General features: G+C 62.3%; 13 protein-coding genes and 1 pseudogene. 9 read left to right on the top strand and 5 right to left on the bottom strand.

Features of this window, described 5'->3' with window-relative positions; translation table 11 throughout:
• Positions 1 to 18: 18 nt before the first annotated feature.
• The 5 genes and pseudogenes from hypE to hypA form a co-directional block, all read right to left on the bottom strand.
• Positions 19 to 1,029 (bottom strand): hydrogenase expression/formation protein HypE, encoded by a 1,011-nt coding sequence (gene hypE / locus DBR02_RS04970; RefSeq protein ID WP_063869390.1) that lies wholly within the window; start codon positions 1,027 to 1,029, stop codon positions 19 to 21.
• A complete protein-coding gene (gene hypD / locus DBR02_RS04965; protein WP_107533602.1) occupies positions 1,026 to 2,147 on the bottom strand; it encodes a hydrogenase formation protein HypD in 1,122 nt (373 codons plus the stop codon). Before hypD ends, hypE begins: the two co-directional genes overlap by 4 nt.
• A gap of 3 nt (positions 2,148 to 2,150) precedes the next feature.
• Positions 2,151 to 2,424, bottom strand: a pseudogene (locus DBR02_RS04960) (HypC/HybG/HupF family hydrogenase formation chaperone).
• Positions 2,415 to 3,278 (bottom strand): hydrogenase nickel incorporation protein HypB, encoded by an 864-nt coding sequence (gene hypB / locus DBR02_RS04955; protein WP_107533601.1) that lies wholly within the window; start codon positions 3,276 to 3,278, stop codon positions 2,415 to 2,417. Before hypB ends, DBR02_RS04960 begins: the two are co-directional and overlap by 10 nt.
• 3 nt (positions 3,279 to 3,281) lie before the next feature.
• On the bottom strand, positions 3,282 to 3,632 hold the full coding sequence (hypA, locus tag DBR02_RS04950; RefSeq protein WP_063869397.1) for a hydrogenase maturation nickel metallochaperone HypA: 351 nt from the start codon (positions 3,630 to 3,632) through the stop codon (positions 3,282 to 3,284).
• Between the two features lie 210 nt (positions 3,633 to 3,842).
• Between hypA and hycA the strand changes: the two genes are divergently transcribed.
• The 9 genes from hycA to hycI all read left to right on the top strand — a co-directional run bounded on the left by hycA (position 3,843) and on the right by hycI (position 11,623).
• The gene (gene hycA, locus DBR02_RS04940) at positions 3,843 to 4,307 is read left to right on the top strand and encodes a formate hydrogenlyase regulator HycA (protein ID WP_063451864.1); all 465 of its coding nucleotides are present in this window, start codon (positions 3,843 to 3,845) and stop codon (positions 4,305 to 4,307) included.
• 72 nt (positions 4,308 to 4,379) lie between these two features.
• On the top strand, positions 4,380 to 4,988 hold the full coding sequence (locus DBR02_RS04935) for a 4Fe-4S dicluster domain-containing protein (protein ID WP_063451863.1): 609 nt from the start codon (positions 4,380 to 4,382) through the stop codon (positions 4,986 to 4,988).
• A complete protein-coding gene (gene hycC, locus DBR02_RS04930) occupies positions 4,985 to 6,799 on the top strand; it encodes a formate hydrogenlyase subunit 3 (RefSeq protein ID WP_107533600.1) in 1,815 nt (604 codons plus the stop codon). The genes DBR02_RS04935 and hycC overlap by 4 nt, the downstream gene beginning before the upstream one ends.
• Before the next feature lies 1 nt (position 6,800).
• On the top strand, positions 6,801 to 7,724 hold the full coding sequence (locus tag DBR02_RS04925) for a respiratory chain complex I subunit 1 family protein (RefSeq protein ID WP_063869403.1): 924 nt from the start codon (positions 6,801 to 6,803) through the stop codon (positions 7,722 to 7,724).
• A gap of 15 nt (positions 7,725 to 7,739) precedes the next feature.
• Entirely contained in the window at positions 7,740 to 9,449 is a 1,710-nt protein-coding gene (gene hycE / locus DBR02_RS04920) for a formate hydrogenlyase subunit HycE (protein WP_041908476.1), read from the top strand.
• Between the two features lie 9 nt (positions 9,450 to 9,458).
• Positions 9,459 to 10,001, top strand: coding sequence for a formate hydrogenlyase complex iron-sulfur subunit (locus DBR02_RS04915; RefSeq protein ID WP_063451859.1), 543 nt, complete (start codon positions 9,459 to 9,461; stop codon positions 9,999 to 10,001).
• On the top strand, positions 10,001 to 10,768 hold the full coding sequence (locus tag DBR02_RS04910) for an NADH-quinone oxidoreductase subunit B family protein (protein ID WP_028014210.1): 768 nt from the start codon (positions 10,001 to 10,003) through the stop codon (positions 10,766 to 10,768). Before DBR02_RS04915 ends, DBR02_RS04910 begins: the two co-directional genes overlap by 1 nt.
• Positions 10,765 to 11,175 carry a formate hydrogenlyase maturation HycH family protein gene (locus DBR02_RS04905; RefSeq protein WP_063869405.1) on the top strand — a complete coding sequence of 137 codons (411 nt, stop codon included), beginning with the start codon at positions 10,765 to 10,767 and terminating at the stop codon, positions 11,173 to 11,175. The genes DBR02_RS04910 and DBR02_RS04905 overlap by 4 nt, the downstream gene beginning before the upstream one ends.
• Complete coding sequence (gene hycI / locus DBR02_RS04900) at positions 11,168 to 11,623, top strand: hydrogenase maturation peptidase HycI (RefSeq protein ID WP_107533599.1); 456 nt, start codon at positions 11,168 to 11,170, stop codon at positions 11,621 to 11,623. Before DBR02_RS04905 ends, hycI begins: the two co-directional genes overlap by 8 nt.
• Positions 11,624 to 11,647 lie beyond the last annotated feature (24 nt).

Here is an 11,647-nt window from a genome sequence, read left to right as displayed (position 1 = left end):
GACCGCTTTTGGCGCGGTCTAGCAAATTCGGGGTAACGGTTCAGCGTGCGGCAGATCCAGCGTGCGCTTCACGCCGTATAGCCCGGTCAGGCGCACCCCTTTGCGCTCAACCACTTCACCTATAATGGCGGCCTCTTTCCCTGAAGGATGGGCACGTAGCTGCTCCAGCACCGCCCCGGCAGACTGGCGTTCCACGCCAATCACCAGCTTACCCTCGTTGGCAAAGTTAAGCGGGTCAAGTCCCAGCAGTTCGCACAGGCCGCGAACGGCAGGCCTGACGGGCAGGCTGCGCTCGTTAAGCTCAACACCACAGCCACTGCTGGCGGCAAACTCATGCACCACGGCATTGACACCGCCTCGGGTGGCGTCGCGCAGCGCTTTTACGCCGGGCACCGTTCGCAGCGTCTGGATCAGCGGCGTGAGGACCGCGCAGTCACTGCGCAGATCGCCGTCCAGCCCCAGGCCTTCGCGCAGGTTCAGGATGGTTGCCCCGTGGCAGCCCAGCGTTCCGCTGACGATCAGCACGTCGCCCACGGAAAGCCGCTGCGCGCCCCAGTGAATGTCGGCAGGGATAGCGCCCATGCCGGCAGTGTTGATGAAGAGCTTATCCGCCGCGCCGCGCTGTACCACCTTGGTATCCCCGGTCACGATAGCGATCCCCGCCTCGCGGGCGGTGTGCGCCATGCTGTTGACCACTGCCGCGAGCGTCTCCATCGGTAATCCTTCTTCGAGGATAAACCCGCACGAGAGGTAGCGAGGAATGGCGCCGCTGACGGCCACGTCGTTTGCCGTGCCGCAGACGGCGAGCTTGCCGATATCGCCGCCCGGGAAGAACAGCGGGTCAATCACGTAGCTGTCGGTAGAGAACGCCAGCCGGTCACCGTGTGCGGTGAGGGTTGAGAGCGCGATGCGCGCCTGATCCTCCTGCTCGGCGAGCCAGGGATTATTAAAGGCTTCCATGAACAGCCGGTTAATCAGCTGCTGCATCGCCTGTCCACCGCTTCCGTGCGCCATTTCCACCGTGTTCATGCTTCACACTCCTGGTTGCGATAGTGATACCACGCGGCGCATGCCCCTTCGGAGGAGACCATCAGCGCGCCAAACGCGGTTTGCGGGTTACAGGCGTTGCCAAATAACGGGCAGTGATGAGGTTTACATTTGCCGGTGAGCACGTCGCCACAGCGGGCGCGGGGATCGTCGCACGCCTGCTGCGGCTGCGGGCGGAAATGCGCTTCGGCGTCGAAGGCGCGATACGCAGGCGTCAGGTGCACACCGGATTCCGCAATCAGCCCCAGCCCGCGCCATTCGCCGTCGCCTTCCACGCTAAACACGTCGGCTATCGCCTGCTGTGCCCGTCTATTTCCGGCATCGGGCACCACGCGGCGATACTGATTCTCCACCGCACTCAGGGCCGCTATTTTCTGCTCAACCAGCATGGTCACGCCTTGCAGTAGATCAAGTGGCTCGAATCCAGCCACCACTAACGGACGATTGTACTGTTCAGCAATAAAACCGTAGGCGTCTGTGCCGATGATCATGCTGACGTGGCCCGGCGCCAGAAACGCGTCGATGCCGTTATCTGGCGCGTCAAGCAGGCTGCGCAGCGTGGGGATCAGCGTGATGTGCTGGCAGAAAAAGAAAAAGTTAGTGACGTTGCGGGCTTTCGCCTGCTGGAGGGTGATGGCGGTGGCGGGCATGGTGGTTTCAAAACCCAGCCCGAAAAAGACGACCTTGCGGTCAGGATTAGCCTCTGCCAGCGTCAGGGCATCCATCGGGGAGTAGACAATCCGCACGTCCGCGCCCCGCGCCTTCGCCTGGAGCAGCGAGCCATTTTTCCCCGGCACGCGCATCGCGTCGCCAAAGGTGCAAAAAATCACGCCGGGCCGGCTGGCGATGTCGAGACAGCTGTCGATGCGCCCCATCGGCAGCACGCACACCGGACAGCCGGGGCCGTGGATAAACTCGATGTTCTCCGGCAGCAGCTGGTCGAGACCAAATTTGAAGATGGCGTGGGTGTGGCCGCCGCAGACCTCCATGATCCGCAGCGGCCGGTCTGCCGTGTACTCCAGCAGCGACGCGCGAGATTTCAGGCGATCGATAAGCTGCAACACCCGCTCAGGTGCGCGATATTCATCAACGTAACGCATGTGTTAGCGTTCCTCCCCATACAGCAGGGCGCCCCACGTCCGGCTCAACGTCGAACATATTCTGTAGCGCGTCCAGCGTGTCGCGGGCTTCCTCCTCATTAATCACGCTCATGGCAAACCCCACGTGGACCAGCACCCACTGGCCGAGACGCGATGCGCCGGTTTCGTCGTGGCTGCCCACTAGCGTCAGGTCGACATCGCGCAGGATGCCGCAGACCTCCACCCTGGCCTGATTGCCGTCGATGGAATGAATTTGTCCGGGAACGCCTATGCACATCGTTCGCTCTCCAGCCAGTTCAGCCAGGCGTCCATCCCGTCACCGCGCGTGGCGGAAACCAGCAGGATCTCAATGACCGGGTTCACTTCCCGGGCGTAAGCCACGCACTTATCCACGTCGAAGTTGAGGTACGGCAGCAGGTCGACTTTGTTCAGCAGCATGAGGGAGGCGGCAGCAAACATATGCGGATACTTCAGCGGCTTGTCCTCTCCTTCCGTAACGGAGAGCACCGCCACTTTATGCCGTTCGCCAAGGTCGAAGCTTGCCGGGCACACCAGGTTGCCGACGTTTTCGATAAACAGAATGCCGTGCGCTTCCAGCGGCAGGCGCGGGGCGGCGTCGGCAATCATCTGCGCATCCAGGTGGCAGCCCTTGCCGGTGTTAACCTGAATGGCGGGCGTGCCGGTTTCGCGGATGCGCGCCGCGTCGTTAACGGTTTGCTGATCGCCTTCGATCACCGCGCAGGAGATGCGTTGGTTCAGCCGTTTGAGGGTTTCAGTCAGCAGGGTGGTTTTACCGGAGCCGGGGCTGGAGACCAGGTTGAGCACCAGCTGTTGACGGGCCGCAAAGCGGGCGCGGTTGCGGGCAGCGAGCTGGTTATTTTTGTCCAGCACGTCGATCTCCACCTCCAGCATCTGGCGCTGACTCATGCCCGGCGCGTGGGTACCCGCTTCGCCGTGGCCGTAATGCAGGTCGCCCGCGTCGGAACGCTGCGGCGCAAAGGTGATGCCGGTCAGTGCCGCCGCGGGACGCGGGGCAGGGGAAAAGGGCGCGGAGCGAAACGCGGAGTGAGGACGGTGTTCATCCCCTTCTATATACAGGTTGCCTTCGGCGCAACCGCAGATACTACACATAACTTACTCCTTCTCGATTTCGAGGCGCTGGATCTGCATGCCGTCATCCGCCACGATGCGCAGCCCGCTGCTCTGGCACTGCGGACAACGCTGCACCTTCGATGAAAGCAGCGTGACGTACTGCTGACACGGCTCGCACCAGCACTCTGCCTGCTGCTCCTCGATATGCAGCGCGCAGCCTTCCGCCAGCGTGCCGCGGCACACCAGTTCAAAACAGAAGGTGAGGGCGCTGGTCTCGACGCAGGAAAAGGCGCCGACCTTCAGCCAGACGCCGGTCACGCGTTTTGCGTGGTTCTGCACAGCCTGCTGTTCGATAAGTTCCAGGGCCCGCTGGCAGAGGGTGATTTCGTGCATGACGCCTCCTTAATGAATTGCCCCTTCAATGCAATAACGGTGCCAGCTTGGTTTTGGCTACGGCGTGACGATGTCAACGCTGTCGAAATGACACGTCGACACCGCGGCGATGACAGTATGTTTTCCTGTAAAATCCATTTAAATCAATCAATTAAAAAGTGGCACGAAATCTGCTTAACAGCCGCTAACTCCATTAACCGGATACCTTTTATGACTATTTGGGAAATTAGCGAAAAAGCGGATTACATCGCGCAACGTCATCAGCAGCTCCAGGAGCAATGGCACCTGTACTGCAATTCACTGATCCAGGGGATTACGCTGTCGAAGGCCCACCTGCATCACGCCATGAGCTGTGCAGCGCAGGGGGACATGCGCTTTGTGCTGTTCGGTCACTTTACGATTTACGTCACCCTGGCGGAGACCTTCAACAGCCACACGATTGAGTACTACGTCGAGACGAAAGAGGGCGACAGGCACTGCATCGCCCGGGCGCAGCTGATGGCCGACGGCATGGTGGACGGTCACGTCAGCAACCGCGATCGCCAGCAGGTGCTGGAGCACTATCTGGAGAAAATCGCGCCGGTTTACAACGGCCTCTACGCCGCCGTTGAGCATGATCGGCCGATCAACCTGAAACAGCTGATCGACGGAAAATCCTCAGCGAACGTGGCCTGAAAAACGCGTGTCGAGAAGTGTCGATAAGACAGTTTTTTTCGTCAAAAATGACCATCACCAGAGGATTGCCCGGTGAACCGTTTTGTAATTGCTGACTCGACGGTCTGTATTGGCTGTCGGACCTGTGAGGCGGCGTGCTCGGAAACGCACCGCCTGCACGGGCTCCAGTCCATGCCGCGCCTGCGCGTCATGCGTAATGAGAAAGAGTCTGCCCCGCAGCTCTGTCACCACTGTGAAGATGCCCCGTGCGCGGGCGTCTGTCCCGTCAACGCCATCACCCGCGTCGATGGCGCAGTGCAGCTGAACGAAAGCCTGTGCGTGAGCTGCAAGCTGTGCGCCATCGCCTGTCCGTTCGGTGCCATTGAATTTTCCGGCAGCCGTCCGCTGCATATTCCGGCGAATGCCAACACCCCTAAAGCGCCGCCTGCGCCACCGGCTCCGGCACGCGTGAGCACGCTGCTGGACTGGGTGCCGGGCGTGCGCGCCGTCGCGGTGAAGTGCGACCTGTGTAGCTTTGATGAGCAGGGCCCGGCCTGCGTGCGGACCTGCCCGACACGGGCGCTGGTCCTGGTTAACATTCGCGATATTGCCCGCACCAGCAAGCGTAAGCGCGAGCTGACCATTAATACCGACGTCGGCGATCTTTCGCTGCTGCGGGCGCTAAACGAGGGGGCGAAATGAACGCGATAGTAATGATGACCAGCGGCGTGGCCTGGTTTGCCGCCGCCGCTGTCCTGGCGCCGATCGTCTCCTTCCATAAAACGCTGAGCGGCTGGATCGCCGGCATCGGCGGGGCGATCGGCAGCCTGATGACGCTGGCGGCGGGCGGCGTTGTCCTGATCGACGGCCAACCCGTCAACACAACCCTTCCGCTGATTCACCACGCCGTTGAACTCACGCCGCTGAACGCCATCTGGCTGGTGACCTTTGGACTATGCGGGCTGTTTATCAGCCTGTTTAATATCGACTGGCACCGCCATCAGCAGACCAAAGCGAACGGCCTGCTGGTTAACCTGCTGATGGCCGCCGCGGTCTGCACGGTTATCGCCAGCAACCTTGGCTCGCTTGTGGTGATGGCCGAAATCATGGCGCTGTGCGGCGTGTTCCTGACCGGATGCAGCGCCTCCGGCAAGCTGTGGTTTGCGCTCGGACGCCTCGGCACGCTGCTGCTGGCGCTGGCCTGCTGGCTGGTGTGGCAGCGTTTCGGCACCCTGGACTTTGCCGCGCTTAACGGCCAGACGCTGGGCAACGACGTCTGGCTATTGGGCGTCGTCGGCTTTGGCCTGCTGGCCGGGATTATCCCGCTGCACGGCTGGGTTCCGCAGGCGCATGCGAACACCTCTGCGCCTGCCGCCGCGCTGTTTTCGACGGTGGTAATGAAGGTCGGTCTGTTCGGCGTTCTTATGATAACCCTGACGGGCGGTCAGCCGCCGCTGTGGTGGGGCGTGGCGCTGCTGATTGCGGGGATGATCACCGCCTTTGTCGGCGGGCTGTACGCCCTGATGGAGCACAACATCCAGCGCCTGCTGGCGTACCACACCCTGGAAAACATCGGGATTATCCTGCTCGGCATGGGCGCGGGCGTCACCGGGCTGGCGCTCAACCAGCCGGCGCTGATTGCCGCCGGGTTTATCGGCGGTCTGTATCACCTCGTCAACCATAGCCTGTTTAAAAGCACCCTGTTCCTCGGCGCGGGCAGCGTCTGGTTCCGCACCGGGCACCGCGATATCGAAAAGCTCGGCGGCATAGGCAAAAAGATGCCCGTCATTTCGCTGGCGATGCTGGTGGGGCTGATGGCGATGGCCGCGCTGCCGCCGCTGAACGGCTTTGCCGGAGAGTGGGTGATTTACCAGTCCTTCTTCGCGCTCGGCCAGAGCGACGCGTTTATCGGGCGTTTACTCGGCCCGCTGCTGGCGGTGGGCCTGGCGATCACCGGCGCGCTGGCGGTGATGTGCATGGCGAAGGTCTACGGCGTCACCTTCCTCGGCGCGCCGCGCACCCGCGAAGCGGAAAACGCCTGCTGCGCCCCGGTACTGATGGCCACCAGCGTGGTCGCGCTGGCGCTGTGCTGCATCGCGGGCGGGGTTGCCGCGCCGTGGCTGCTGCCGCTGCTGGGCCACGCCGTTCCGCTGCCGCTGGCGACGGCGCATACCGTTGTCTCCCAGCCGATGATGGCGCTGCTGCTGATTGCCGCACCGCTGCTGCCGTTCGTGCTGATGCTGTTCTTCAGACGCGACCGTCTCGCCTCCCGCTCGCGCGGCGCGGCGTGGGCCTGCGGTTACGAACACGAGCCATCGATGGTTATCACCGCCCACGGTTTTGCCATGCCGGTGAAGGAGAACTTCGCCGCCGTGCTGAAGCTGCGCCAGTGGCTTAACCCGCAGGGCTGGGTGCCGGGCTGGCAGAGCGCTGCCGTGCCCGTGCTGTTCCGCCGACTGGCGCTGATCGAGCTGGCGGTGCTGGTGGTGATTGTGATTTCACGAGGAGCCTGACATGAGTCTGTTACTGGCAATTCTTCAGGCGCTGGTGCTGTTCGCCGCCGCGCCGCTGCTGTCGGGCATCACGCGCGTGGCGCGCGCCCGAATGCACAACCGTCGCGGGCCTGGCGTGCTCCAGGAGTACCGCGATCTCTTCAAGCTGCTCTCCCGCCAGAGCGTCGCGCCGGATGCCGCAGGCTGGGTGTTCCGCCTCACGCCGTTTGTGATGGTCGGCGTGATGCTGACCATCGCCACCGCGCTGCCGGTGATCACGGTAGGCTCGCCGCTGCCGGTGCTCGGCGATCTGATCACGCTTATCTACCTCTTCGCTATCGCGCGCTTCTTCTTTGCGATTGCGGGCCTGGACACCGGCAGCCCGTTTACCGGGATCGGCGCCAGCCGCGAGGCGATGCTCGGGGTACTGGTGGAGCCAATCCTGCTGCTGGGGCTGTGGGTGGCCGCGCAGGTTGCAGGTTCGACCCACATCAGCTTAATCACCGACACCGTGTACCACTGGCCGGTGGCCCGCTCCATCCCCCTCGTGCTGGCACTCTGCGCCTGCGCGTTCGCCACGTTTATTGAGATGGGCAAGCTGCCGTTCGATCTCGCGGAAGCGGAGCAGGAGCTACAGGAAGGGCCGCTTACCGAGTACAGCGGCTACGGCTTTGCGGTGCTGAAGTGGGGCATCAGCCTTAAGCAGCTCGTCGTGTTGCAGATGTTCGTGGGCGTTTTCTTCCCGTGGGGGCAGATGACGCACTTCTCTGTGGGCGGCCTGCTGCTGGCCGTGGTGGTGGCCGCGCTCAAGCTGCTTATCGGCGTGCTGGTCATCGCCCTGTTTGAGAACAGCATGGCGCGCCTGCGTTTTGCGGCAACCTCACGCATCACCTGGGCCGGTTTTGGTTTTGCATTTTTAGCGTTCGTCTCCTTGCTGGTGGCGTGATTAAAGAGAGTATTTATGTCTGAAGAAAAGAAAGGTCAGCAGTATCTCGCCGCGTTGCATCAGGCTTTCCCCGGCGTGGTGCTGGAGGAGTCCTGGCAAACCAAAGATCAGATCACCATTACCGTGAAGGTGAACTACCTGCCGGAAGTGGTGGAGTTTCTCTATTACCAGCAGGGCGGCTGGCTGTCGGTGCTGTTCGGTAACGACGAGCGCCAGCTGTGCGGTAACTATGCGGTGTATTACGTGATGTCGATGGAGCAGGGCGAGAAGTGCTGGCTCACCGTGCGCGTCGAGGTCGACCCGAATAAGCCGGAATACCCGTCCGTGACGCCGCGCGTTCCTGCCGCCGTCTGGGGTGAGCGCGAGGTGCGCGACATGTACGGCCTGGTGCCGGTCGGCCTGCCGGACGAGCGTCGTCTGGTGCTGCCGGACGACTGGCCGGATGAACTCTATCCGCTGCGCAAGGACAGCATGGATTACCGCCAGCGTCCGGCCCCGACCACCGACAGCGAAACCTACGAGTTCATCAACGAGCTGGGCAGCAAGAAGAACAACGTGGTGCCGATCGGCCCGCTGCACGTCACCTCCGACGAACCGGGCCACTTCCGCCTGTTCGTTGACGGCGAAAACATCATCGACGCCGACTACCGCCTGTTCTACGTCCACCGCGGCATGGAGAAGCTGGCGGAAACCCGCATGGGCTACAACGAGGTCACGTTCCTCTCAGACCGCGTGTGCGGCATCTGCGGCTTCGCCCACAGCACCGCCTACACCACCTCGGTTGAGAACGGCATGGGGATCGTGGTGCCGGAGCGCGCGCAGATGATCCGCGCCATTCTGCTGGAGGTGGAGCGCCTTCACTCGCACCTGCTGAACCTCGGCCTGGCCTGCCACTTCGTCGGCTTTGACTCCGGGTTTATGCAGTTTTTCCGCGTGCGAGAAGCGTCGATGAAAATGGCGGAAATTCTCACCGGGGCGCGTAAAACCTACGGCCTGAACCTGATCGGCGGGATCCGACGCGACCTGCTGAAAGACGACATGATCAAGACCCGCCAGCTGGCGCAGCAGATGCGTCGCGACGTGCAGGAACTGGTGGACATGCTGCTCAGCACGCCAAACATCGAGCAGCGCACCGTCGGGATTGGTCGTCTTGATCCTGAAATTGCCCGCGACTTCAGCAATGTCGGCCCGATGGTGCGCGCCAGCGGCCACGCCCGCGACACCCGCGCCGATCACCCGTTCGTCGGCTACGGCCTGCTGCCGATGACCGTGCACAGCGAACAGGGCTGCGACGTGATTTCTCGCCTCAAGGTGCGCATCAACGAGGTCTACACCGCCCTGAACATGATCGACTTCGGCCTGGACAACCTGCCGGGCGGTCCGCTGATGGTGGAAGGCTTCACCTATATTCCAAACCGCTTTGCCCTCGGCTTTGCCGAAGCGCCGCGCGGGGATGATATCCACTGGAGCATGACCGGCGACAATCAGAAGCTCTACCGCTGGCGCTGTCGTGCAGCGACCTACGCCAACTGGCCTACCCTGCGCTATATGCTGCGCGGCAACACGGTCTCTGACGCGCCGCTGATCATCGGCAGCCTCGATCCGTGCTACTCCTGCACCGACCGCATGACGGTGGTGGACGTGCGTAAGAAGAAAAGCCAGGTGGTGCCGTACAAAGAGCTTGAGCGTTACAGCATTGAGCGCAAGAACTCGCCGCTGAAATAAGGACTCGCCATGTTTACCTTTATCAAAAAAGCGATCAAAACCGGCGCGCAGACCAGCAGCTATCCGCTGGAGCCGATCCCGGTGGATAAAAACTTTCGCGGCAAGCCGGAGCACAACCCGCAGCAGTGCATCGGCTGCGCGGCCTGCGTCAACGCCTGCCCGTCGAACGCCTTAACGGTGGAAACGGACCTCAAAACCGGCGAGCTGGCCTGGCAGTTTAACCTCGGGCGCTGCATCTTCTGCGGCCGCTGCGAGGAGGTCTGCCCGACCGTCGCCATCCGACTTTCTCAGGAGTACGAGCTGGCGGTGTGGAAAAAAGAGGATTTTCTCCAGCAGTCGCGTTTTGCCCTGTGCACCTGCCGCGTCTGCAAGCGTCCGTTCGCCGTGCAAAAAGAGATCGACTACGCTATCGCGCTGCTGAAGCACAACGGCGACGCCCGCGCGGAGCAGCATCGTGAAAGCTTTGAAACCTGCCCGGAGTGTAAGCGTCAGAAGTGCCTGCTGCCGTCTGACCGCATCGATTTAACCCGCCATATGAGAGAGGCCAGCTGATGGAAAACTTACTCGGCCCGCGCGACGATAACGGTATTCCGGTGCCGCTGACGGTGGAGGAGTCCATCGCCAGCATGAAGGCGTCGCTGCTGAAAAAAATCAAACGCTCGGCCTACGTTTACCGCGTGGACTGCGGCGGCTGCAACGGCTGTGAGATCGAGATCTTCGCCACCCTGTCGCCGCTGTTTGACGCCGAGCGCTTCGGCATCAAAGTGGTGCCGTCCCCGCGACATGCGGACATTCTGCTGTTTACCGGGGCGGTGACCCGCGCCATGCGATCGCCCGCGCTGCGCGCCTGGCAGTCTGCGCCGGACCCGAAAATCTGCATCTCCTACGGCGCCTGCGGCAACAGCGGCGGCATCTTCCACGATCTTTACTGCGTCTGGGGCGGCACCGACAAAATCGTGCCGGTGGATGTCTATATTCCAGGCTGCCCGCCGACGCCTGCCGCCACGCTGTACGGCTTTGCGATGGCGCTCGGCCTGCTGGAGCAGAAGATCCACGCCCGCGCCCCTGGCGAGATCGACAACCAGCCTGCGGCCATTCTGCATCCGGACATGGTGCAGCCGCTGCGCGTGAAGGTGGACCGCACGGCGCGCAGGCTGGCGGGCTACCGATACGGGCGTCAGATTGCCGACGATTACCTGCGCCTGCTGAGCCAGGGCGACCATCAGGTGGCGCGCTGGCTGGAGGCGGAAAACGATCCGCGTCTCAATGAGATCGTAGCGAACCTGAACAGCATTGTGGATGAGGCGCGTATCCGATGAGTGAAACGGTGGTGTTCAGCCAGCTGAGCCGTAAGTTTATTGATGAGAACGACGCCACGCCGGATGCGGCGCAGCAGGTGGTCTATTACAGCCTGGCGATTGGGCACCACCTCGGGGTGATCGACTGCCTTGAGGCGGCGCTCAGCTGCCCGTGGCCGGAATATCTGGCGTGGATCGCCACGCTGGAGGAGGGCAGCCCGGCGCGGCGCAAGATGGAGGGCGTACCGAAGTACGGCGAAATCGTTATCGACGCCAACCATATCACGATGCTTGCCAACGCCTTTGACGCGGCGCTCGGCAGGCAAACCCCGGCGCAGCAGGCGTGGAGCAAAACGCTGCTCGGCATGCTGCACGATATTCATCAGGAGAGCGCCATCTACCTGATGGTGAGGAGATTACGTGACTGACGTTTTACTCTGTGTCGGCAACAGCATGATGGGCGACGACGGCGCGGGCCCGCTGCTGGCGGAGATGTGTGGTGCAAAACCGCAGGGCGACTGGGTGGTAATCGACGGCGGCAGCGCGCCGGAAAACGACGTGGTGGCCATTCGCGAGCTGCACCCGGAAAGGCTGTTGATTGTCGATGCCACCGATATGGGGCTGAACCCGGGCGAAATCCGCCTGATTGACCCGGACGACATCGCCGAGATGTTTATGATGACCACCCACAATATGCCGCTGAACTACCTGGTCGATCAGATTAAAGGTGACGTGGGCGAGGTGTTGTTTTTAGGGATCCAGCCGGACATTGTCGGGTTTTATTACCCGATGACGCCGCCGGTGAAGGCGGCGGTGGAGGAGGTGTATTCGCGGCTGGCGGGGTGGGTTGGGGACGGCGGGTTTTCTCCGCTCTGAGCAGTGCCGGGTGGCGCTACGCTT

The sequence above is a fragment of the Enterobacter cloacae complex sp. genome, from assembly GCF_900322725.1.
In the GTDB taxonomy this organism is placed as follows: domain Bacteria; phylum Pseudomonadota; class Gammaproteobacteria; order Enterobacterales; family Enterobacteriaceae; genus Enterobacter; species Enterobacter quasihormaechei.
The sequence above is the reverse complement of the archived record's forward strand: the minus strand, read 5'-3'. Positions and strand labels throughout refer to the sequence as shown.

What these genes read in the sequence shown, in the direction of transcription:
- hypD (WP_107533602.1), bottom strand. Translation starts at nt 2,147, where the DNA reads ATGCGTTACGTTGATGAATATCGCGCACCTGAGCGGGTGTTGCAGCTT.
- DBR02_RS04925 (WP_063869403.1), top strand. Translation starts at nt 6,801, where the DNA reads ATGAGTCTGTTACTGGCAATTCTTCAGGCGCTGGTGCTGTTCGCCGCC.
- hycE (WP_041908476.1), top strand. Translation starts at nt 7,740, where the DNA reads ATGTCTGAAGAAAAGAAAGGTCAGCAGTATCTCGCCGCGTTGCATCAG.
- DBR02_RS04905 (WP_063869405.1), top strand. Translation starts at nt 10,765, where the DNA reads ATGAGTGAAACGGTGGTGTTCAGCCAGCTGAGCCGTAAGTTTATTGAT.
- hypB (WP_107533601.1), bottom strand. Translation starts at nt 3,278, where the DNA reads ATGTGTAGTATCTGCGGTTGCGCCGAAGGCAACCTGTATATAGAAGGG.
- hypE (WP_063869390.1), bottom strand. Translation starts at nt 1,029, where the DNA reads ATGAACACGGTGGAAATGGCGCACGGAAGCGGTGGACAGGCGATGCAG.
- DBR02_RS04915 (WP_063451859.1), top strand. Translation starts at nt 9,459, where the DNA reads ATGTTTACCTTTATCAAAAAAGCGATCAAAACCGGCGCGCAGACCAGC.
- hypA (WP_063869397.1), bottom strand. Translation starts at nt 3,632, where the DNA reads ATGCACGAAATCACCCTCTGCCAGCGGGCCCTGGAACTTATCGAACAG.
- hycA (WP_063451864.1), top strand. Translation starts at nt 3,843, where the DNA reads ATGACTATTTGGGAAATTAGCGAAAAAGCGGATTACATCGCGCAACGT.
- hycC (WP_107533600.1), top strand. Translation starts at nt 4,985, where the DNA reads ATGAACGCGATAGTAATGATGACCAGCGGCGTGGCCTGGTTTGCCGCC.
- DBR02_RS04910 (WP_028014210.1), top strand. Translation starts at nt 10,001, where the DNA reads ATGGAAAACTTACTCGGCCCGCGCGACGATAACGGTATTCCGGTGCCG.